This is a genomic window from Streptomyces sp. NPDC048142, assembly GCF_043202835.1.
GTDB lineage: Bacteria > Actinomycetota > Actinomycetes > Streptomycetales > Streptomycetaceae > Streptomyces.
This window is the reverse complement of sequence record NZ_JBIDBC010000037.1, coordinates 1-20,183: the sequence shown is the minus strand read 5'-3', so window position 1 is coordinate 20,183 and position 20,183 is coordinate 1. Positions and strand designations below refer to the sequence as shown.

Sequence of the window (20,183 nt, the reverse complement as noted above, 5' to 3'; positions counted from 1 at the left end):
ATCCGACGACGGCCGGGGCGGGCGACGCACCGACATCGATGCGGCTCAACGAGGCCCCGACGGATCCCTCCCCGCCTCCCTTGTACGGGCCGTTCGCGCCGGGACAGGACCCGAACGCGAAGGCCCAGGTCCCGTACGCCCCCGGCTACGGGCCGCCGTTCGCTCCTGGCGGTCCCTCGCTGGCCTCCAGCCAGGCGCGCAAGAAGGCCGCGGCCGAGGCCATTCGCACGCGTATCAGGCCGCAGACCAAGAAGGCCGGCGATCATGCGGACGAGGAGACCTCCGCGGCTGTCAAGGCGTTCGGAGCCAAGGACGGCGACGGGTGGATCACCTCACGCGCGCTGAAGAAGGCGCACACGACCTGGGAGCGGCAGGTGCGGGCCCTGCTGACACGGCTGGAGGGGGACGAGAACGGCCTCATGGGCGCCCGTCTCAACCTCCACGGGGCGGATCTCCTGGCCGGGCAGCAGATCCGCCCGTCCTCCGCGTTCGACGGCTACTGACCGGTCGCGGGGCGGGAAGCGCCCACTCGGCACGTACATCGGGTATTCCGGACAGACGGGGGTAAGGGTATGCCCACCTACCACGAGATCATGACCACGGATCTGTCCGCCCTGACCACTGCCGCCGGCAAGTGGACCAGCATGGCGGGCGAGTTCGGCAAGCGGGAGAAGGAGTACGAGAAAGAGGTCCACGGCATCACGCTGGAGCCGACCTGGATCGGACAGAGCGCGGACGCCGCCAACGCCCGGTTCCGTATCACGCTCAACGAGTACAAGGCGGCCCAGGCCGAGGCGAAGGCGATCGCCGCGCTGCTCCGGGACGCGCACACCCAGTTCACAGAGCTCAAGGGCAAGCTGCAGGCGGTGCGCACCGACGCCCTGAAGGCGGACATGCTGGTCTCGGACAGCGGCCAGGTCGCCTTCGACACGGCGAGCCTGAGCGACGGCGCACGGACCGCGTACCACCACGACCCGGACTACCAGAAGTCGGTACGGGAGGCGGTCGCCTCCTGGCAGCAGCAGATCGACCGGCTGGTCGCGGCGGTGACGGACGCGGACGGCGGTGTCGAGATCGCGCTGAACGCGGCGGTGCAGGACACGGACGTCACCGACGGCACCGTGAACGGGTTCAACGCGAAGCCCGTCGGCGACATCGAGGAGTACGAGGCGCGGAACACTGAGGAGATCGCGGAGCGCCTGATCGACGGCAAGAAGGTCTCCGCTGCCGACCTCGCCGAGTTCGAGCGTTCGATGCGGGACAACGCCGGCGACAAGGCGTTCAGTCAGTCCCTGCTGACGAAGCTGGGCCCCGAGGACACCATTAGGCTGGGCGATGTCCTGTCCGACCGCGAGCAGGACGGTGGGGCCTCCGGGGCACAGTCCACGCGGCTGATGGGCGGCCTGGCCAACACGGTGGCGACGGCCACCCAGGTGCCGGGTTCGATGGCGGACGCAGGGCCCGGCTCGGCGAAGTACCAGGCCTGGCTGGGCAGCGGCGACGGCGCGTTCTACCGCCGGTTCACCGAGGGCCTCAAGGAGGCCGGCGCCAAGAACTTCGACTCGAAGACCAATCCGCTCTACGGCTACCGCCCGTTCGTCGAGATGATGACGCACGCCGACGTGCCGTTCGACGACCAGTTCCTCAACAAGCTCGGCGACGACATGATCGCCGCCGAGAAGGACAACAGCGCCCTGTTCCAGCAGTGGGGCGGCAACCACCGCGAGGGCCGGGCCGACGCGCTCGACAGCCTGCTCGGCGTGATGAGCAAGAACCCCGACGCGTCGACCGCCTTCTTCGACCCGGACCTGGACCACGGGCAGGCGCACCTCGACTACCTGATCGGCAACGGCGACGAGGCGCGGGAGTGGCCGAAGGAGCACGTCGTGGCCGGGCCCAGGGTGATCACCACCGACGACCCGCTGAGCCGCCACGGCCTGGGGCTCGCGCTGGAGGCCGGCGCGACGGGGCAGGAGCCCGGAACGCCGCTGGGTAAGCCGGGGCCGCACAGCGAGAGCCAGGCGCGGGTCATGCAAGGCATCATCGCGACGCTGGACCAGGGGACCAAGGGCGACACCGTCCCCGAGGCCCTCAAGGTACCGCTCGGCCGTGTGCTGAACGACTACACAGCGGACACGCACGCCATCCTGGGTGGGTACGCGCCGGGCAGCCCGAGCGGCCTGGACGACATCGAAGGATCGGGCGACAGCGCCTCCATCACCAACGACAAGGCCAGTCTGCTGCGGGTGATGCGTGGTGTGTCCGACGGGGTGGCCGGTGAGGACGAGGAGGGGAATCCCATCCGGGTCTTCGACGCCCTCTACGAGGCGCAGCGCCAGTACGCGGTGGAGTACCTGGAGACCGGCGATCGCGTTCCCCCGGGCAGCCTGACCGAGAATGTGACCGGCTGGGATGTCAGGTCACGCGATGTGGGACAGGCCTTCGGCGGCATGAACGCCATCGCCACGGACATGATCCTCGACGTTCGTGACGCCGAGATCGGGAAGATCAACGACCAAGCGCGTTACGCGTACCACGGGTTCGGGGCGGTGGCCAACATGATTCCGCAGGCCGGCGACATCGCGCAGCGGGCCGTGGACGCCGCCACTTACGAGTGGTCCAAGGGCGCCGCGGACGAGGCGGAACTGGTGGCGAAGGGCCAGGTCAGCGAGAAGACAGCGTGGGGCGTCACCAGCACGAACGGCCTCATCCAGGACTGGGCCGACACGCGTGGGGCCGCCAAGGAGAGCAACGCTGTCCGGAACGCCGTCCAGGAGGCGGGACAGAGCTACATCACCGGCCGTGAAGAAGCGTATTCGGCCCTGCGAACCAGGAAGTGAGCACGTGAGCACAGCAGGAACAGCAGACCGTACGCGTCCGGCGTGGAAGGTCTGGGCGGTCGTGGCCGCTGTGGTCGTGGTGGTCGCGGGGCTGCTGCACGCCTGGCGCAACACCAACGTACTGACGGCGGACCGGCTCTGTGGGGACCTGGTCTCGGCAGAGAAGACGGACGCGGTCCTTCCGGGGTCCGGGCGTCTGGACGCCGAAGGGGACGGTCTGGATGACGACGACCTGACGGACACGACGTGCAGAGTCGAGAAGTCGTCTGTCGTCCTCGGCTCAGGCGAGAGCCGGCTGACTGTTCGGCTCTGGGGGGTACGAGGCTACGATCCGCTGACGTTCGAGACGGAGCCCTACCCGACGGGCGCTTCGTTCTTCAGCGGCGAGGTGACCGGCGGGGTCGACGCTCACAAGGCGTGGGTCATGCTGCCCGAGAAGTGCTGGACGGACCGGCCGGTGGTCGCCGAGTTCAACGTCACCGAACCGGCTTCCGACCGCACCGCCTTCGCCGCCCTGGCCACCGACACCGTACGGACCATCGCGGCCCGGACCCGGTGCGGCGACCTCCCCGAGAAGCCCGGAACGCTCGTGCCTCCGCGCTCCGACGCCGCCCGACCGGTCTCCGCAGGACAGGTGTGCGGATTGGACGGCCTGACCGTGGCGGGCCAGGTGCCGGCCGGGGCGGAGGTGCTCGAAGAGGGGCAGAAGGCCCCCGCCGACCTGTGGTTCTGCAAGCTGACCCTGGACGACGAGACGCGCGGCTATGTCCGTGCGGACGGCTTCATGAAGTACGCGGCCTCCCGGGACCCGCTGCTCATCGAAGCCATGCGGAAGTTCCCGGGCACGGCCAAGGGTACGACGCCGGACGGCCGGGAAGCCGAAATCGTCGACAAGGGTGCCGGAGTCATCCTGCCCTGTGTCGATGGCGACCCCCTCTACCTGGCGGTGGAGTCGGGACAGCAGTATCTGGAGGCGAGCAAGCGCCACCCGGACCTTCCGCGGCGGGACGCCTATACCGAGCCCTTCATGAAGGCAGCCGCCAAGACCTTCGGCTGCGCGGCGCCCACCACCGGCTGAGCGAGCGGCGGGGCGTCCGTCCCTACTCCGGGACCGGCGCCCCCACGCTCGCCCGCCGGCACCGCCCCGCCGCCGCCGCGGCGAACCGGCCCAGCGCCTCCTCCTTGCCGCACGGGTGCGCCCCCAGGGCCGTCTGGCGGGCCACGATGCGGCGTTCGGCCCGCATGAGCCGCCAGCCGCGCCGCAGCAGGAACGGCACCGACTTGCGGCCCTCGCGCAGGTCCCGCACCAGCCGCCGCCGGAACGTCGTGGACGGGCGGCCGCGCAGGCACAGCGCGTCGGCCAGCAGCCCCAGTTCCTGGCAGCGCTCCACGATGTCCGCCGCGAAGATGCCCTCCGCCACGAACAGCGGTGACCGCTCGATGTGGAAGGCCTCGCGGTCCGTACGGGAGCTGGTCGCGATGTCGTACACCGGCACGTCCGTGCGGCCGGTGCAGCACAGCTCGGCTATGGCGGCCACCGCCGCGTCCGCGTCCCAGGACCCGGCGGAGTCCCAGTCGATGTCCGTGGAGCCGGGGACCTGGGGAAGTGTCGGGTCGTCGCCCTCCTTGTAGAAGTCGTCCAGGCGCAGCACCGGCAGACCGGTGCGGGCGGCGAGGGACGACTTGCCGGAGCCGGAGGGGCCCGCGAGCAGTACGACGCGGGTCGGGATCGGTTGGGAACTCACAGAACAGAAGTGTGAGGCATTGATCCGCACAGGGGACCACTCGGGCCTTCTGTTGGTATCCAGCATCACACCTCAACTACTCTGCGCGCACAGACGATTACCCGACCAGGCTCGATCAGGTGGAAAACATGGCACTTCATGCACGTAAGCCCGAACGTCGCGTCCTGCTGCGCGCCGGTCTGACCTTCACCGCCCTGGGGGCCGCGCTGGGGGCCGGTGCGGGCTCCGCACAGGCCGTCCAGCTGCCCGCCGTGGCCGAGGCCCCCGAGCAGGGCGTCTCCGCCCTCCAGGCGGTCGGTGAGACGGCCGGACCGGCGGTGACGAGCGCGCTCGGGACCTCGCTGGCCAGCAGCGTCGCCCCGATCACCGACCTTCAGCTGGACCCGCTGGCCAATACCGGGGTGGATCCGCTGGACAACGCCGTGGGCACCCAGATCGCCGACTTCAAGCCGCTGACCACGGCCGTCCTCACCGACCCGATCACCAGCGGCGGCGCGCTGAGCGACCTGCCCGTGGTGGGGACGGTGACCGGGCTCGTCACCGGCTGACGCACGGGAGCACGGCGAACGGGGCCGCCCCGGAGTGGGAGGGCGGCCCCGTCCGGGTGCCCGGCGGGCGTCAGTACGAGGAGCCCGCGGCTCCCAGCGCGCCCGTCGGGTGCCAGACCGTCTTGGTCTCCAGGAAGGCCGTCAGGCGCTGCGTGCCGGGCGAGGCCGACCAGTCGGCCGAGTCGGACGCGCCGTCCGCGTCGGCCGGCTGCGGACGCAGGACCCGCTTCAGGTTGTCCGCCGCCGCGATCTCCAGCTCCTTCGCCAGGGCGGAGTCCGCGCCGGTGAGGTCGATCGCGTTGACGTCCTGGTGGGCGGCGAGCGGGGCCGCCAGCTCCGCCGTGGCACCGGACAGGATGTTGACCACGCCGCCGGGGACGTCCGAGGTGGCCAGCACCTCGCCCAGCGACAGCGCGGGCAGCGGGGCGTCCGCCGAGGCGACGACGACCGCCGTGTTGCCGGTCGCGATCACCGGGGCGATCACCGAGACCAGCCCGAGGAACGACGACTTCCGCGGCGCGAGGACCGCGACGACGCCGGTCGGTTCGGGGGTGGAGAGGTTGAAGAAGGGGCCCGCGACCGGGTTGGCCCCGCCCGCGATCTGGCCGATCTTGTCGGTCCAGCCCGCGTACCAGACCCAGCGGTCGATCGCCGCGTCGACGACGGCCGCCGCCTTGGACTTCGACAGCCCCTCGCAGGCGGCCACCTCGCGGACGAACTGGTCCTTGCGGCCCTCCAGCATCTCCGCGACGCGGTAGAGGACCTGGCCCCGGTTGTACGCGGTCGCGCCCGACCAGCCGCCGAACGCCTTGCGCGCGGCCACGACCGCGTCACGCGCGTCCTTGCGGGAGGACTGCGGCGCGTTCGCCAGCCACTGGCCCTTGGAGTCCGTCACCTCGTACACCCGGCCGCTCTCGGAGCGGGGGAACTTGCCCCCGACGTACAGCTTGTAGGTCTTGAAGACGCTCAGACGGTTCTGCTCAGACATCGAGGTACGCCTCCAGGCCGTGGCGGCCGCCCTCGCGGCCGAAGCCCGACTCCTTGTAGCCGCCGAACGGCGACGTCGGGTCGAACTTGTTGAACGTGTTGGCCCAGACGACGCCCGCGCGGAGCTTGTTCGCCACCGCGAGGATGCGGGAGCCCTTCTCCGTCCAGATGCCGGCCGAGAGGCCGTACTGACTGTTGTTGGCCTTGGCGACCGCCTCGTCCGGGGTGCGGAACGTCAGGACGGAGAGCACCGGGCCGAAGATCTCGTCCCGGGCCACCGTGTGCGCCTGGGTGACGTTCGTGAAGAGCGTCGGGGCGAACCAGTAACCGGACGACGGCAGTTCGCAGGGGGCGCTCCAGCGCTCCGCGCCCTCCGCCTCGCCGGTCTCCACCAGGGTGGTGATCCGGGCCAGCTGCTCGGCGGAGTTGATCGCGCCGATGTCGGTGTTCTTGTCCAGCGGGTCGCCGAGGCGCAGCGTGGACAGCCGGCGCTTCAGGGCGTCCAGCACCTCGTCCTGGACCGACTCCTGGACCAGCAGCCGGGAGCCCGCGCAGCAGACCTGGCCCTGGTTGAAGAAGATCCCGGTGACGATGCCCTCGACGGCCTGGTCGATCGGGGCGTCGTCGAACACGATGTTCGCGCCCTTGCCGCCCAGTTCCAGGGTGACCTTCTTGTCCGTGCCCGCGACGGAGCGCGCGATGGCCTTGCCGACCGCGGTCGAACCGGTGAAGGCGACCTTGTTGACGTCCCCGTGCGTGACGAGGGCCTCGCCCGCGTCCCCGTAACCGGTCAGGATGTTGACGACACCCTTCGGGAGACCCGCCTGGCGGCAGATGTCCGCGAAGAACAGGGCGCTCAGCGGGGTCGTCTCGGCGGGCTTCAGGACCACCGTGTTGCCCGTGGCGAGCGCCGGAGCGATCTTCCACGCGAGCATCAGCAGCGGGAAGTTCCACGGGATGACCTGACCCGCCACGCCCAGCGGACGGGGGTTGCTCCCGTAGCCCGCGTGGTCCAGCTTGTCGGCCCAGCCCGCGTAGTAGAAGAAGTGCGCGGCGACCAGCGGGAGGTCCGCGTCGCGGGTCTCCTTGATCGGCTTGCCGTTGTCGAGCGTCTCCAGGACGGCCAGCTCACGGCTGCGCTCCTGGATGATCCGCGCGATCCGGAACAGGTACTTGGCGCGCTCGGAGCCGGGCAGCGCCGACCACTTCTCGAACGCCTTGCGTGCCGCCTTCACGGCCCGGTCCACGTCCGCCGCGCCCGCCCGCGCGACCTCGGAGAGGACTTCCTCACTGCTCGGCGAGACGGTCTTGAAGACCTTGCCGTCGGCGGCCTCGGTGAACTCGCCGTCGATGAACAGCCCGTAGGAGGGGGCGATGTCGACGACGGCGCGGGACTCCGGCGCCGGTGCGTACTCGAATGCGGATGCCATGGCTATCAGTCCACCGTCACGTAATCGGGGCCGGAGTAGCGGCCGGTGCTGAGCTTCTGGCGCTGCATCAGCAGGTCGTTGAGCAGGCTGGACGCGCCGAACCGGAACCAGTGCGGGTCCAGCCAGTCCTCGCCCGCGGTCTCGTTCACCAGCACCAGGAACTTGACCGCGTCCTTGGTGGTGCGGATGCCGCCGGCCGGCTTCACGCCGATCTGTACGCCGGTCTGCGCCCGGAAGTCGCGGACGGCCTCCAGCATGAGGAGTGTGTTGGCGGGGGTGGCGTTGGTGGCCACCTTGCCGGTCGAGGTCTTGATGAAGTCCGCGCCCGCCAGCATCCCGATCCAGGAGGCCCGGCGGATGTTGTCGTACGTGGACAGCTCGCCGGTCTCGAAGATCACCTTGAGGCGGGCGGTCCCGCACTCCGCCTTCACGGCGAGGATCTCCTCGTACACCTTCAGGAACCGGCCGGAGAGGAACGCCCCCCGGTCGATCACCATGTCGATCTCGTCGGCGCCGGCCGCCACGGCGTCGCGGACGTCCGCGAGCTTGACGTCCAGCGCGGCACGGCCCGCCGGGAAGGCGGTCGCCACGGACGCCACCTTCACACCGGAGCCGGCCAGCGAGGCGGCGGCGGTGGCCGCCATGTCGGGATAGACGCAGACCGCGGCGGTGTGCGGGGTCGTGCGGTCGGTCGGGTCGGGGTTGACGGCCTTGGCGGCGAGAGCCCGGACCTTGCCCGGGGTGTCCGCGCCTTCCAGCGTCGTCAGGTCGATCATCGAGATGGCGAGATCGATGGCGTACGCCTTGGCCGTCGTCTTGATCGAACGGGTTCCGAGGGAGGCGGCGCGCGCTTCGAGGCCGACGGCGTCGACGCCGGGCAGCCCGAACAGGAAGCGGCGCAGCGCACTGTCGGACGCCGTCGCGTCGGAAAATGCGGGAGCAGTGGTGGGCATGGTCACCAGAGGAGCATATCTACGCGCGTAGCGACCTGTACAGGGGGCCGGGCCATCCGTGCGTCCCGCACCCCGCCCCTCCGCCTCCCGGCCGTTCCGTACGCCCCCGGCCGGGACCGGAGGGCACCCCGGCCGGGACCCGAGGGGCGCCACGGCCGGGCGGCCGCTCCGACGCCCTCCGCGCCCGTCAGGCAGAATCGGCCCCATGACGAGCCCCACACCTCCCGCAGAGCCGCCCCCCGCGACACGGACCTACCGCTCCGTCGCCGCACTGGTCTGCGGGTCGCTGCTGCTCCTGCTGATCGCCTGGATGGGCGGGGACGCCATGATCCGGGGCGAGGGACGGACTCCGTGGCTCGCGGCGGGGGCGCTGCTCCTCGTGGTGCCGCTGGTCGTGGCGTTCACCCTGCGGCCCGCCGTCTTCGCGGACGACGAGCGCATCCGGATCCGCAACCCGTTCCGGACGATCCAGCTTCCCTGGACCGAGGTCGCCGACGTACGGGCCTCGTACTCCTCCGAGCTGCTCGCCCGGGACGGCACGAAATACCAGCTGTGGGCGATCCCCGTCTCCCTGCGCGCCCGCAAGCGCGTGGCGCGCGGCGCGGCCCGCGCGGCGCACGACGACCCCTATGGCCGTACGTCGGTCAGCGCCGACGTCCGCGACACCGCCGAGCGCACCGCATCCGCCGACCAGACCGTCCGCGACCTGCGGGACATCGCCGAGCGGGCCGGCGACACGACCGCCGGGGGCGCGGACCGGGGCTCCGTGCGCTGGGCGTACGAGGTGATCGCCCCGGCCGTCGCGGGGGCCGTCCTGCTCGTGGTGGTGGTGGCGGTCGGCTGAGAGCCTGTCGGGTGACCTCTGACCGGGCGGCCACGCCCTGGCACGCACGCTTCCGGCGCCTTGGAATCGCACGCACCATGCCGCGTCCGCTTTCCGGTCGAAGGTCACCCGACAGGCTCTGAGGCCGCCGCCACGGAACAGCGAAGGGCCGGCACCCCGTCAGGGGTACCGGCCCATTCGGGTGAAGCGGCGCGTCAGATTCCCGCTGCCGCAGCCAGGTCCCGCTTGATCCCGGCGAGGAGTTCGGCGCCCCGGGCCCGTGCGGCAGGCAGTGCGGCCGCGTCCGCCACCGGGACGACGACCTCCAGGTAGCACTTCAGCTTCGGCTCCGTGCCGCTCGGGCGGACGATCACCCGGGCGCCCTGAAGCTGGTAGCGCAGACCGTCGGTGGGCGGCAGCCTGTCCGTGCCCTGCGCCAGGTCCTCGGCCGAGGTGACCGCGAGGCCCGCCAGCGCGGTCGGCGGCTGCTCCCTGAGCCGGGCCATGGCGTCGGCGATGACCGAGAGGTCCTCCACCCGCACCGAGAGCTGGTCGGTGGCGTGCAGACCGTGGGCGAGGGCCAGGTCGTCCAGCAGGTCCAGCAGCGTACGGCCCTGCTCCTTGAGTACGGAGGCGAGCTCGGCGACCAGCAGGGCGGCGGTGATGCCGTCCTTGTCGCGGACGCCCTCGGGGTCGACGCAGTAGCCGAGGGCTTCCTCGTACCCGTACCGCAGGCCGTCCACCCGGGCGATCCACTTGAAGCCGGTCAGCGTCTCCTCGTAGCCGAGGCCCGCCTTCTCGGCGATCCGGCCGAGCAGCGAGGACGACACGATCGACTCGGCGAACACGCCGCTGACGCCCCGCTCCACCAGGTGCGCGGCGAGCAGCGCGCCCACCTCGTCGCCGCGCAGCATCCGCCAGCCGCCCTCCGCGGCGGTGTCGGGCACGGCGACGGCGCAGCGGTCCGCGTCCGGGTCGTTGGCGATGATCAGGTCCGGCGCGGCCCGGCGCGCGGTGGCGAAGGCGAGATCCATCGCGCCGGGCTCCTCCGGGTTGGGGAAGGCCACGGTGGGGAACGCGGGGTCCGGCTCGGCCTGCTCGGTGACGAGCACCGGCGCGGGGAACCCGGCTCGGGCGAACGCGGCGGTCAGCACCGAGGTGCCGACGCCGTGCATCGCGGTGTAGACCGTGCGAGCCGTACGGGGGCCGCCGGCGGCCAGGACCGCGTCCGTACGGGCGAGGTAGGCGTCCAGCACCTCCTCGCCGAGGGTCTCCCAGCCGTTCTCGGGGCGGACGACACCCGCCAGCGGGCCGACCGCCGCGATGGCGGCGGCGATCTCGCCGTCGGCCGGGGGCACGATCTGCGAGCCGTCGCCGAGGTAGACCTTGTAGCCGTTGTCGCGCGGCGGGTTGTGGCTTGCGGTGACCTCGACCCCGGCGACGGCTCCCAGATGCCGTATGGCGTACGCCAGTACGGGGGTGGGGAGCGGGCGGGGCAGCACGGCGGCGCGCAGTCCGGCACCGGTCATCACGGCCGCCGTGTCGCGCGCGAAGTCCGCGGACTTGTAGCGGGCGTCGTACCCGATGACGACGAGCCCGCCCTCGTGGCCCTGCGCCTTGAGGTAGGCGGCGAGGCCCGCCGCGGCCCGGATCACCACGGACCGGTTCATCCGCATCGGCCCGGCTCCGAGCTCCCCGCGCAGTCCGGCGGTGCCGAACTGGAGCGTGCCCGCGAAACGGGCGGCGAGCTCCTGGGTGTCGCCCGCCTCGATGATCGCGGCCAGCTCGTCGCGCGTCTCGGGGTCGGGGTCCTCGGCCAGCCAGGTCCTGGCCTGCGCGATGGGGTCGTGCTGCACGGGGGCCGCCTTTCGGGGGTGTGCGGAAGGGGTACGGGGGTGGGGTGCCGGGGGTGGGGCGCGGGCGGAACGTGGCGGGGCCGGGGCTCAGCCCCGGCCCCGGTCCCCGAACGCCGGACGGGCCGGAAACTCAGCCGGACGGGCCGCATACCCGGCCGGGCCGGCCGCGTACCCGGATACCCGGCCGGGAGGGCCATACCCGGCCAGGCGGGGCCGAGAGTGCGGCCGGAAGGGCGGGGAGGCCGCTCAGATGCGGTCGAGCACCCTCGCCAGCAGCGCGCCCATCCGGGTCGCCGAGTCGCGGCCGGCCTGGAGGACCTCCTCGTGGTTGAGGGGTTCTCCGGACAGGCCCGCCGCCAGGTTGGTGACGAGGGAGAGGCCGAGCACCTCGGCGCCCGCCTCCCGGGCCGCGATGGCCTCCAGGACCGTGGACATGCCCACCAGGTCGCCGCCGAGCACCCGGACCATGTTGATCTCGGCCGGGGTCTCGTAGTGCGGGCCGGGGAACTGGACGTACACGCCCTCTTCGAGGGAGTCGTCGATCTCCTTGCACAGCGCGCGCAGCCGCGGGGAGTACAGGTCGGTCAGGTCGACGAAGTTGGCGCCGATGATCGGGGAGGCGGCCGTCAGGTTGATGTGGTCGCTGATCAGGACCGGCTGCCCCGGGTACATGCCCTCGCGCAGACCACCGCAGCCGTTCGTCAGGATGACGGTCTTGCAGCCCGCGGCCACCGCCGTACGGACCCCGTGGGAGACGGCGGCGACGCCCCGGCCCTCGTAGAAGTGCGTGCGGCCGAGGAAGACCAGCGCGCGCTTCTCGCCGATCCGGTACGAGCGGACCGTGCCGCCGTGGCCCTCGACGGCGGGCGCCGGGAAGCCGGGCAGCTCGGTCACGGGGAACTCGGCCTCCGGGACGCCGAGTGCTTCGCCCGCGGGCGCCCAGCCGGAGCCCATGACCAGGGCGACGTCATGGGTCTCGGCGCCGGTCAGCTCGCGGAGGCGGGCGGCGGCCCCGGCAGCGGCTTTCTGCGGGTCGCCCTGGATGTTGTCCGGAATAACAGATGCGTTCACGCGGACGAGCGTAACCGCTGAATCCCTACGCGCGTAGATGTACTGGCGCAAAGACGCGCCGCGGGTCTTTGTGCTTTTGTACGAAGGCGGCGGGACCGGGTCCCCTTCCGCCCAGGTCAGCAGGGGCGCTTGCGCAGTTCCATCACATAGTCGTGCGGTGCGCCGGCGGATTCTGCGGCGTCCGCGATCTCGCCCAGATAGCGCGCCGAGGGCAGCCCGCCCTCGTATCCGTTCAGCACGTACATCCAGGCCGGCTCCTCGCCGTCCAGGGTGTGCACCCGCACCCGCATCCGCCGGTATATGTCGAGCCCGACGCCCTCCCAGCGGTCCATGGAGTCCTCGTCCATCGGCGCCAGGTCGTACAGCGCGACGAAGACCTGGGAGCGCGGCGCCTCCACCACGGTGGCCAGCGCCCCCTCCCAGCCCATCTGCTCCCCGCCGAAGGTCAGCCGCCAGCCGTTGAGCCAGCCGGTGCTGCGCATCGGGGAATGCGGTGCGCGGCGGGTCATCAGCCGCGCGTCGAGGTTGCCGGCGTACGCGGCGTAGAGCGACATGGGACCGAGGGTACGGGAGGTGGGTGCGGGAACGGCGGTTCCTGTGACGAAGGCCCCGGGCGGGGGAGTACGGGGCGGGTGCCCGGCTCCGCCCCCGGGGCCCGTCACCCTGCGGCGGACGTCCTCGTTCCCGAATGGAGGGCCCCGGGGCGAAGCACGTTGGCGCGTGCGGGACAATGGAGTACGTACTGCATTCCCCCGGGGCGATCCCCCGGACCCCCGGCCGGGGCGGCAGGCGGCCGCGGGTTACCCAACGCGAGGCGGACTTTTCGTGACCCGGATCGTGATCATCGGCGGCGGCCCCGGCGGCTACGAGGCAGCCCTGGTGGGCGCCCAGCTCGGCGCGGAGGTGACCGTCGTCGACTGCGACGGTCTCGGCGGGGCCTCGGTCCTCACCGACTGCGTACCTTCGAAGACCCTGATCGCGACGGCCGAGGTGATGACCACCTTCGACTCCTCCTACGAGGAGCTGGGCATCATCGTCGCCGACGACACGCCGCACGTGGAGCGGGCGGCCAGGGTCGTCGGCGTGGACCTCGGCAAGGTCAACCGCCGGGTCAAGCGCCTCGCGCTCGCCCAGTCCCACGACATCACCGCCTCCGTCACCCGGGCCGGCGCCCGCGTGATGCGCGGCCGGGGCCGGCTCGACGGCCTCCAGGCGGCCGACGGGTCCCGCCAGGTCGTCGTCACCGCCGCCGACGGCACCGAGGAGCGGCTCACCGCCGACGCCGTGCTGATAGCGACCGGCGGCCATCCCCGGGAGATCCCGGACGCGCAGCCCGACGGCGAGCGCATCCTGAACTGGACCCAGGTCTACGACCTCGACGAGCTTCCCGAGGAGCTCATCGTCGTCGGATCCGGTGTCACCGGCGCCGAGTTCGCCGGGGCCTACCAGGCGCTCGGCTCCCGCGTCACCCTCGTCTCCTCCCGCGACCGGGTGCTGCCCGGCGAGGACCCGGACGCCGCCGCCGTCCTGGAGGACGTCTTCCGTCGCCGCGGGATGAACGTCATGTCCCGCTCCCGCGCCCAGTCCGCCAAGCGCGTCGGCGACCGGGTCGAGGTGACGCTGGCCGACGGCCGGGTCATCACCGGCTCGCACTGCCTGATGGCGGTCGGCGCGATCCCGAACACCGCGGGCATGGGCCTGGAGGAGGCCGGCGTACGGCTCAAGGACTCCGGGCACATCCTCACCGACCGGGTCTCGCGTACCAGCGCCCCCGGCGTCTACGCGGCCGGTGACGTCACCGGCATCTTCGCGCTGGCCTCGGTCGCCGCGATGCAGGGCCGGATCGCGATGTACCACTTCCTGGGCGACGCGGTCGCCCCGCTGAACCTCAAGGCGGTCTCCGCCAACGTCTTCACCGACCCGGAGATCGCCACCGTCGGCTACAGCCAGGCCGACGTCGACGCGGGCCGGATCGAGGCCCGGGTGGTGAAGCTGCCGCTGCTGCGCAACCCGCGCGCCAAGATGCAGGGCATCCGCGACGGCTTCGTCAAGATCTTCTGCCGTCCCGGTACGGGGATCGTGGTCGGCGGCTGCGTGGTCGCGCCGCGCGCCAGCGAGCTGATCCACCCCATCTCGCTCGCGGTCGACAACAACCTGACGGTGGAGCAGATCGCAAACGCATTCACCGTGTACCCGTCCCTGTCCGGATCGATCGCGGAAGTGGCCCGGCAGTTGCACACCCGCAAGCTCACGGGCGAGGGCTGACCGCCCGGGAAACCAGACATTCCCCGGCAACCTCCGGCAGTCCGGACGGCGCTGCGACCGCTTGGCGATCACTCCTGAACAACAACGGGGCCTCCTATACCACTTGGAGGCCCCGTTGAAGTACAACTTCTGTTATTCGGCGCAAACTGCTGAAAACTCACCGACGGCCAGGTTACTGTCAGTTCCGTGTTCGCTGCAGAACGTCGTCAGTTGATCCTCGAAATGGTGCGTGCCAACGGGGCGGTATCGCTCCGTGAGCTCGCCCGCGTCGTCCAGACCTCCGAAGTGACCGTACGGCGGGACGTGCGGGCACTGGAGGCAGAAGGACTCCTCGACCGCCGGCACGGCGGTGCGGTCTTGCCGGGCGGTTTTACGCGGGAGTCCGGCTTTCCGCAGAAATCCCATCTCTCCACCGCGGAGAAGACGGCCATCGCCGACCTGGCCGCAGGTCTCGTCGGCGAGGGCGAGGCCATCGTGGTCGGCGCCGGCACGACCACGCAGGAGCTGGCCCGCCGGCTCGCGCGGGTCCCCGGCCTGACCGTCGTCACCAACTCCCTGCTGGTGGCCCAGGCGTTGGCCCATGCCAACCGGGTCGAAGTCGTCATGACCGGCGGCACCCTGCGCGGGAGCAACTACGCGCTGGTGGGCAGCGGGGCCGAGCAGTCCCTCCAGGGGTTGCGGGTCTCCCGGGCCTTCCTGTCCGGGAGCGGCCTCACGGCGGAGCGTGGTCTGTCCACCTCCAACATGCTCTCGGCCAGCGTCGACCGGGCTCTCGTCCAGGCCGCCGCGGAGGTGGTGGTCCTGGCGGATCACACCAAGCTCGGCGCGGACACCATGTTCCAGACGGTGCCCACCGAGCTGATCACCCGCCTGGTCACGGACGAGCCCCCGCTCCACGACGAGCGGGCCGCCGCAGAGCTCCAGTCCCTGGCGGACCAGGGCGTGGAGATCACGGTGGCCGGTCCGGGAGCGGACGCGTCCGGCGGGGACAGCTCCCCACCGGGGCGTCAGCCCCGCCGGGACATGCCGCTGCCCGGTCAGCGGCGCACACAGAACGGCGGCCTCGGGCCACAGCTCCGCAGCGCCTCCGCACTGGCTGACGTACCGGGAGAGCGGGCGCGGGTCGCGGACCTGCGACGGCGGTAGGGCCTTCCAGCCCTCTGCCCTTCGGGCGCTCGCTTCTCGGTGTCTCCGCTGTCTCCGGTGTCTCCGGCGTCTCCGGGGATAGGGCACTCCCAGCCCTCCGGCGTTCGCCTTTCAGCCCCTCGGCCCTCCGGCGTTTGCGGTGGCAGGGGCACTCCCAGCCCCTCCGGCGTTTGAGGAGCGGGGTCCGGGGCGGAGCCCCGGGTTCGGGAAGGGGCGGGGCGGGGAGAAGCCCCGCGCAGCGGCCGACCACGCCCGGCGCAGGGGTGGAGCCATCACAGCGGCCGACCACGCCGGGGCCCAGGGGGCGGGGGCCCGGACGAAGCCCGCTGCTCCAGGCCGCGCTGCATCAGGCCCGCTACTTCAGCCCGCGCAGCGTCAGCCGCAGCAGCCGGTCCGCCAGCTCCGGATCGTCCGGCGACTCCTCCGCCGCCAGCGCGATCGCGTTCGTCAGCTGGAGCAGATCGTCGATGGAGACGTCGGCCCGCACCGAGCCGCTCTCCTGGGCCCGGCTCAGCAGCCCCGCGCCCGCCTCCCGGAGCGGCTGATGGCACTGCACGAGCGCCGAGGTCTCGTCGCGCGAGGCGGACATCAGGGCGTGGGCCAGGCCGCGGTACTCACCCGCATGAGTGACGATCGCGCCCAGCCACTCCACCAGCGCCCGGCACGGCGCCTTCGCCGCCGCCAGCTCCCGGGAGCGTTCCAGGAGTGAGCACAGGGCGTCCTGGAAGACCGCGTTCATCAGGGCGTCCCGGTTCGGGAAGTGCCGGTAGAGGGTGCCGATGCCCACACCCGCGCGCCGGGCGATGTCCTCCAGCGAGGCGTCCGTGCCGTGCTCGGCGAAGGACCTGCGCGCCTCGCCCACCAGGCGGTCGTGGTTCCGGCGCGCGTCCGCGCGCATCGGCCGGGCCGGCGGCTGCGCCGTGCTCGTCTCCATCGGGATCGCCCCTGCCATGGCTTCTGCCCCTCCCTCGGTCCTCGGGCCCTGCGTGGGTTCCAGGATGCCACTGTGCCGAAGGGGCCCGGTCCGCGTCTCACGACGCGGGCCGGGCCCCTTCCGGAGTGTGCGGGGCGGGTCAGTCCTTGATCTCGCAGATCAGGGCGCCGGAGGAGACGGAGGCGCCGACCTCGGCGGTGAGGCCCTTGACGGTGCCGGAGCGGTGCGCGTTGAGCGGCTGCTCCATCTTCATGGCCTCCAGGACGACGACGAGGTCGCCCTCCTTGACCTCCTGGCCCTCCTCCACCGCGATCTTGACGATGGTTCCCTGCATGGGGGAGGCGAGGGTGTCGCCGGAGGCGGCCGAGCCGGCCTTCTTCGCGGCGCGGCGCTTGGGCTTGGCGCCGGCGGCGAGGCCGGTGCGGGCCAGGGACATGCCGAGCGAGGAGGGCAGCGACACTTCCAGGCGCTTGCCGCCGACCTCGACGACGACGGTCTCCCGTCCGGCTTCGTCCTCGGCGTCCGTGTCGGCCGGTGCGGCGAAGGGCTTGATGTCGTTGACGAACTCGGTCTCGATCCACCGGGTGTGAACGGTGAACGGGTCCGCGGTGAAGGCGGGGTCGGCGACGACGGCCCGGTGGAAGGGGATCGCGGTGGCCATGCCCTCGACCGTGAACTCCCCGAGCGCGCGGGCGGCGCGCTGGAGCGCCTGCTCACGGGTCGCGCCGGTCACGATCAGCTTGGCCAGGAGCGAGTCCCAGGCCGGGCCGATCACGCTGCCGGACTCGACGCCCGCGTCCAGACGGACCCCGGGGCCGGTCGGCGGCGCGAACGTCGTCACGGTGCCGGGCGCGGGGAGGAACCCGCGGCCCGGGTCCTCGCCGTTGATACGGAACTCGAAGGAGTGACCGCGCACGACGGGGTCGCCGTAGCCGAGTGCCTCGCCGTCGGCGATGCGGAACATCTCGCGTACGAGGTCGATGCCGGTGACCTCTTCGGTGACGGGGTGCTCGACCTGGAGGCGGGTGTTGACCTCCAGGAACGAGATCGTCCCGTCGACGCCGACGAGGAACTCGACCGTGCCGGCGCCGACGTAGCCGGCCTCCTTCAGGATCGCCTTCGACGCGGCGTACAGCTCGTCGTTCTGCGCCTGGGTCAGGAAGGGGGCCGGGGCCTCCTCCACGAGCTTCTGGTGGCGGCGCTGGAGCGAGCAGTCACGCGTGGAGACGACGACCACGTTGCCGTGGCTGTCGGCCAGGCACTGGGTCTCCACGTGCCGCGGCTTGTCCAGATAGCGCTCGACGAAGCACTCGCCCCGGCCGAACGCCGCGACCGCCTCGCGGACCGCGGAGTCGTACAGCTCCGGGATCTCCTCCATCGTGCGGGCCACCTTCAGCCCGCGACCGCCGCCGCCGAAGGCCGCCTTGATCGCGATCGGCAGCCCGTTCCGCTCGGCGAACGCGACGACCTCGCCGGACCCGGAGACCGGGTCCGGGGTGCCGGCCACCAGCGGGGCCCCCGCACGCTGGGCGATGTGCCGGGCCGCGACCTTGTCACCGAGATCGCGGATGGCCTGCGGCGGCGGACCGATCCAGGTCAGCCCGGCGTCCAGGACGGCCTGGGCGAACTCCGCGTTCTCCGACAGGAATCCGTAACCGGGGTGGATCGCGTCCGCCCCCGAGTCGGCGGCGGCCCGCAGCACCTTGGCCATGTCCAGATAACTGGCGGCCGGGGTGTCACCGCCCAGAGCGAACGCCTCGTCAGCGGCCCGGACATGCAACGCGTCCCGGTCCGGCTCGGCGTAGACCGCGACACTCGCGATCCCCGCGTCCCGGCACGCCCGAGCAACGCGGACAGCGATTTCGCCACGGTTGGCGATGAGCACCTTGCGCACGATGACTCCCTCCTCGAAACAAGCTGAGTTTAGGGACTACCGACACGGCCGTACGACCTGTCCCCAATGGTGAGCTTGCCCACACGGAGTGTGATCCGAGGCTTGCCCCAGTAGTGAAATCCCTTGTCGCACTACGGTACGCCGGGATCCTCAACCGCACAGTAACCATCCGGTGTGGTGCAGGTCTCTGTCTTGAAGGTCAACGCCTCATGGCGTTTCTTTGTGGAGTCCCTACGAACGGCCGTGGGATTCTTTGCCCGGCGCCCGGACCCGTCCAGCCTCTTGTCCGAAGGAATACCCATGAGTAGGGTCCGCGCTACGCACGTACCAGAGGTAACAGGGGTGGGACGCTGATGCGCAGACCGGTGGCGATCGTGACCGCGCTCGTGCTGTTCGGGGAGGCGGTGGGCATCGTGCTCATCAACGCCGTCCTGGCCACGGTCGCCGAGAACCAGAACATGTCGCTCGCCGGCCTGGATCCGGACGTCATGTCCACCGGGACCTGGGTGATGGGCGGCGTCTCCGGGCTGCTGCTGGTCCTGTGCGGGCTGCTGGCGCTGACCGCCGGGATACGCGACCGCACCCCGGGACGCGCCGGACGGATCGTCCTGATCGGCTGCGCGGTCGTGCACGGCGTCCTCGGCGCGGTCACCGTCGGCCTGGTGGGCTGGTGGGCCTTCGCGTTCATGATGACCGTGCTGGCCCTGCTGGTGTTCACCCTGCTGGCGTACGGGCCCGGGACCCGGGCCGACGACGGGGTGGGCGAGGAGGCGGCCCCGGCGGCGGCCTGAGCCGCCGCCACGCCGGGCCGGCCGGTCCCGGATCGGCGGTAGCCGGTCCCGGACCCGTAACGGCCGGTCTCAGACCCACAGCTCCGTGACGGAGACGTCCAGCTCCCCCAGCAGCCGGCGCAGCAGCGGCAGCGAGAGCCCGATGACATTGCCGTGGTCGCCCTCGATGGAGTCGACGAACGGCGCCGAGCGGCCGTCCAGGGTGAACGCCCCCGCGACATGGAGCGGTTCGCCCGAAGCCACATAGGCGGCGACCTCGGCGTCGCTCGGCTCGCCGAACCGTACGACCGTGGACGCCGTCGCCGATGCCGTACGGCCGGTGGCGGTGTCGATCACGCTGTGCCCGGTCCGCAGGACCCCCGACCGGCCGCGCATCGACTTCCAGCGGGCGGTGGCCTCCTCGGCGTCGGCCGGCTTGCCGAGCGCCTCGCCGTCCAGCTCCAGCACCGAGTCGCAGCCGATGACCAGGGCGCCCGCGGCCTCGGGGCGCTCCGAGACCGCCGCGGCCTTGGCGCGGGCCAGGACGAGCGCCAGCTCGGCGGGGGTCGGTGCGCTCAGGGCGTCCTCGTCCACACCGCTGACGATCACCTCGGGGGCGAACCCCGCCTGGCGCAGCAGGCCGAGACGGGCGGGGGAGGCGGAGGCGAGCACGAGACGGCGCTGATCAGTCATGCGGCCATCGTAGAAGGGCCCGGAGGGTCCGAGGTCCCGCAGTGCTCTCAGGGGGCCGGGGGCCGAGGGGCCGAGGGCCCATCGCTCAGCGGATGCCGAGCACGGACTCTCAGCGATACCGAACCGGATTCTCAGCTTAAAATTTAACCTTTGTGAGCTTTCAGGTGATTACGTTCGGTGATGCTCTCGGGGCGTTTGGTCGTCTTGCCCACGTTGTGACGGGTGGCG

18 protein-coding genes are annotated in these 20,183 nt (G+C 71.7%); 8 read left to right on the top strand and 10 right to left on the bottom strand.

All coding sequences use genetic code 11. The features are described 5' to 3' along the window. Positions 1–38 precede the first annotated feature (38 nt). From ACGF2Y_RS31775 to ACGF2Y_RS31765, 3 genes are all read left to right on the top strand, one after another. A complete protein-coding gene (locus ACGF2Y_RS31775) occupies positions 39–503 on the top strand; it encodes a hypothetical protein (RefSeq protein ID WP_392954714.1) in 465 nt (154 codons plus the stop codon). Between the two features lie 69 nt (positions 504–572). Next, complete coding sequence (locus ACGF2Y_RS31770) at positions 573–2,840, top strand: hypothetical protein (protein WP_392954636.1); 2,268 nt, start codon at positions 573–575, stop codon at positions 2,838–2,840. A gap of 61 nt (positions 2,841–2,901) precedes the next feature. Further along, positions 2,902–3,918, top strand: a complete 1,017-nt coding sequence (locus ACGF2Y_RS31765; protein ID WP_392954712.1) for a hypothetical protein — start codon at positions 2,902–2,904, stop codon at positions 3,916–3,918. A 22-nt stretch (positions 3,919–3,940) separates the two neighbouring features. Here the strand turns inward: ACGF2Y_RS31765 and ACGF2Y_RS31760 are convergent, their stop codons facing one another. Then, positions 3,941–4,651, bottom strand: coding sequence for a uridine kinase (locus tag ACGF2Y_RS31760; RefSeq protein ID WP_392954634.1), 711 nt, complete (start codon positions 4,649–4,651; stop codon positions 3,941–3,943). A 62-nt stretch (positions 4,652–4,713) separates the two neighbouring features. Here ACGF2Y_RS31760 and ACGF2Y_RS31755 point away from each other — a divergent pair, with 62 nt between their 5' ends. Then, on the top strand, positions 4,714–5,133 hold the full coding sequence (locus ACGF2Y_RS31755; RefSeq protein WP_392954632.1) for a hypothetical protein: 420 nt from the start codon (positions 4,714–4,716) through the stop codon (positions 5,131–5,133). A gap of 70 nt (positions 5,134–5,203) precedes the next feature. Here the strand turns inward: ACGF2Y_RS31755 and ACGF2Y_RS31750 are convergent, their stop codons facing one another. The 3 genes from ACGF2Y_RS31750 to deoC are packed head-to-tail and all read right to left on the bottom strand — an operon-like array spanning position 5,204 to position 8,503. Further along, positions 5,204–6,121, bottom strand: coding sequence for an aldehyde dehydrogenase family protein (locus ACGF2Y_RS31750; RefSeq protein ID WP_392954630.1), 918 nt, complete (start codon positions 6,119–6,121; stop codon positions 5,204–5,206). Further along, positions 6,114–7,550, bottom strand: a complete 1,437-nt coding sequence (locus tag ACGF2Y_RS31745; protein WP_392954628.1) for an aldehyde dehydrogenase family protein — start codon at positions 7,548–7,550, stop codon at positions 6,114–6,116. The genes ACGF2Y_RS31750 and ACGF2Y_RS31745 overlap by 8 nt, the downstream gene beginning before the upstream one ends. Positions 7,551–7,555: 5 nt before the next feature. Then, on the bottom strand, positions 7,556–8,503 hold the full coding sequence (gene deoC, locus ACGF2Y_RS31740; RefSeq protein ID WP_392954710.1) for a deoxyribose-phosphate aldolase: 948 nt from the start codon (positions 8,501–8,503) through the stop codon (positions 7,556–7,558). Positions 8,504–8,708: 205 nt separating this feature from the next. Between deoC and ACGF2Y_RS31735 the strand changes: the two genes are divergently transcribed. Beyond that, the gene (locus ACGF2Y_RS31735) at positions 8,709–9,347 is read left to right on the top strand and encodes a PH domain-containing protein (RefSeq protein ID WP_392954626.1); all 639 of its coding nucleotides are present in this window, start codon (positions 8,709–8,711) and stop codon (positions 9,345–9,347) included. A 194-nt stretch (positions 9,348–9,541) separates the two neighbouring features. Here ACGF2Y_RS31735 and ACGF2Y_RS31730 read toward each other — a convergent pair whose 3' ends face one another. From ACGF2Y_RS31730 to ACGF2Y_RS31720, 3 genes are all read right to left on the bottom strand, one after another. After that, positions 9,542–11,182 carry a phospho-sugar mutase gene (locus ACGF2Y_RS31730; RefSeq protein WP_392954624.1) on the bottom strand — a complete coding sequence of 547 codons (1,641 nt, stop codon included), beginning with the start codon at positions 11,180–11,182 and terminating at the stop codon, positions 9,542–9,544. Positions 11,183–11,428: 246 nt separating this feature from the next. Next, the gene (locus ACGF2Y_RS31725) at positions 11,429–12,253 is read right to left on the bottom strand and encodes a purine-nucleoside phosphorylase (RefSeq protein WP_392954622.1); all 825 of its coding nucleotides are present in this window, start codon (positions 12,251–12,253) and stop codon (positions 11,429–11,431) included. Positions 12,254–12,369: 116 nt separating this feature from the next. Next, positions 12,370–12,807, bottom strand: a complete 438-nt coding sequence (locus ACGF2Y_RS31720) for a gamma-glutamylcyclotransferase (RefSeq protein ID WP_007458837.1) — start codon at positions 12,805–12,807, stop codon at positions 12,370–12,372. A 271-nt stretch (positions 12,808–13,078) separates the two neighbouring features. On the opposite strand from ACGF2Y_RS31720, the gene ACGF2Y_RS31715 reads away from it, so the two are divergent. Together ACGF2Y_RS31715 and ACGF2Y_RS31710 are read left to right on the top strand one after the other, a co-directional pair. Further along, entirely contained in the window at positions 13,079–14,518 is a 1,440-nt protein-coding gene (locus ACGF2Y_RS31715) for an NAD(P)H-quinone dehydrogenase (RefSeq protein WP_392954620.1), read from the top strand. 186 nt (positions 14,519–14,704) lie between these two features. Then, complete coding sequence (locus ACGF2Y_RS31710) at positions 14,705–15,664, top strand: DeoR/GlpR family DNA-binding transcription regulator (RefSeq protein WP_392954618.1); 960 nt, start codon at positions 14,705–14,707, stop codon at positions 15,662–15,664. A 355-nt stretch (positions 15,665–16,019) separates the two neighbouring features. Here the strand turns inward: ACGF2Y_RS31710 and ACGF2Y_RS31705 are convergent, their stop codons facing one another. Further along, on the bottom strand, positions 16,020–16,616 hold the full coding sequence (locus ACGF2Y_RS31705; RefSeq protein WP_392954616.1) for a TetR/AcrR family transcriptional regulator: 597 nt from the start codon (positions 16,614–16,616) through the stop codon (positions 16,020–16,022). A 121-nt stretch (positions 16,617–16,737) separates the two neighbouring features. Further along, a complete protein-coding gene (locus tag ACGF2Y_RS31700; RefSeq protein ID WP_392954614.1) occupies positions 16,738–18,492 on the bottom strand; it encodes an acetyl/propionyl/methylcrotonyl-CoA carboxylase subunit alpha in 1,755 nt (584 codons plus the stop codon). 353 nt (positions 18,493–18,845) lie between these two features. On the opposite strand from ACGF2Y_RS31700, the gene ACGF2Y_RS31695 reads away from it, so the two are divergent. Further along, positions 18,846–19,283 (top strand): hypothetical protein, encoded by a 438-nt coding sequence (locus tag ACGF2Y_RS31695; RefSeq protein ID WP_392954612.1) that lies wholly within the window; start codon positions 18,846–18,848, stop codon positions 19,281–19,283. Positions 19,284–19,352: 69 nt separating this feature from the next. On the opposite strand, the gene ACGF2Y_RS31690 is transcribed toward ACGF2Y_RS31695, so the two are convergent. Beyond that, complete coding sequence (locus ACGF2Y_RS31690) at positions 19,353–19,955, bottom strand: Maf family protein (protein WP_392954610.1); 603 nt, start codon at positions 19,953–19,955, stop codon at positions 19,353–19,355. Positions 19,956–20,183: the final 228 nt, after the last annotated feature.

Coding starts and splice junctions, on each gene's coding strand:
- ACGF2Y_RS31770 (WP_392954636.1), top strand. CDS start 573: ATGCCCACCTACCACGAGATCATGACCACGGATCTGTCCGCCCTGACC.
- ACGF2Y_RS31690 (WP_392954610.1), bottom strand. CDS start 19,955: ATGACTGATCAGCGCCGTCTCGTGCTCGCCTCCGCCTCCCCCGCCCGT.
- ACGF2Y_RS31755 (WP_392954632.1), top strand. CDS start 4,714: ATGGCACTTCATGCACGTAAGCCCGAACGTCGCGTCCTGCTGCGCGCC.
- ACGF2Y_RS31705 (WP_392954616.1), bottom strand. CDS start 16,616: ATGGCAGGGGCGATCCCGATGGAGACGAGCACGGCGCAGCCGCCGGCC.
- ACGF2Y_RS31735 (WP_392954626.1), top strand. CDS start 8,709: ATGACGAGCCCCACACCTCCCGCAGAGCCGCCCCCCGCGACACGGACC.
- ACGF2Y_RS31695 (WP_392954612.1), top strand. CDS start 18,846: ATGCGCAGACCGGTGGCGATCGTGACCGCGCTCGTGCTGTTCGGGGAG.
- ACGF2Y_RS31745 (WP_392954628.1), bottom strand. CDS start 7,550: ATGGCATCCGCATTCGAGTACGCACCGGCGCCGGAGTCCCGCGCCGTC.
- ACGF2Y_RS31720 (WP_007458837.1), bottom strand. CDS start 12,807: ATGTCGCTCTACGCCGCGTACGCCGGCAACCTCGACGCGCGGCTGATG.
- ACGF2Y_RS31760 (WP_392954634.1), bottom strand. CDS start 4,651: ATGCTGGATACCAACAGAAGGCCCGAGTGGTCCCCTGTGCGGATCAAT.
- ACGF2Y_RS31775 (WP_392954714.1), top strand. CDS start 39: ATGCGGCTCAACGAGGCCCCGACGGATCCCTCCCCGCCTCCCTTGTAC.
- deoC (WP_392954710.1), bottom strand. CDS start 8,503: ATGCCCACCACTGCTCCCGCATTTTCCGACGCGACGGCGTCCGACAGT.
- ACGF2Y_RS31750 (WP_392954630.1), bottom strand. CDS start 6,121: ATGTCTGAGCAGAACCGTCTGAGCGTCTTCAAGACCTACAAGCTGTAC.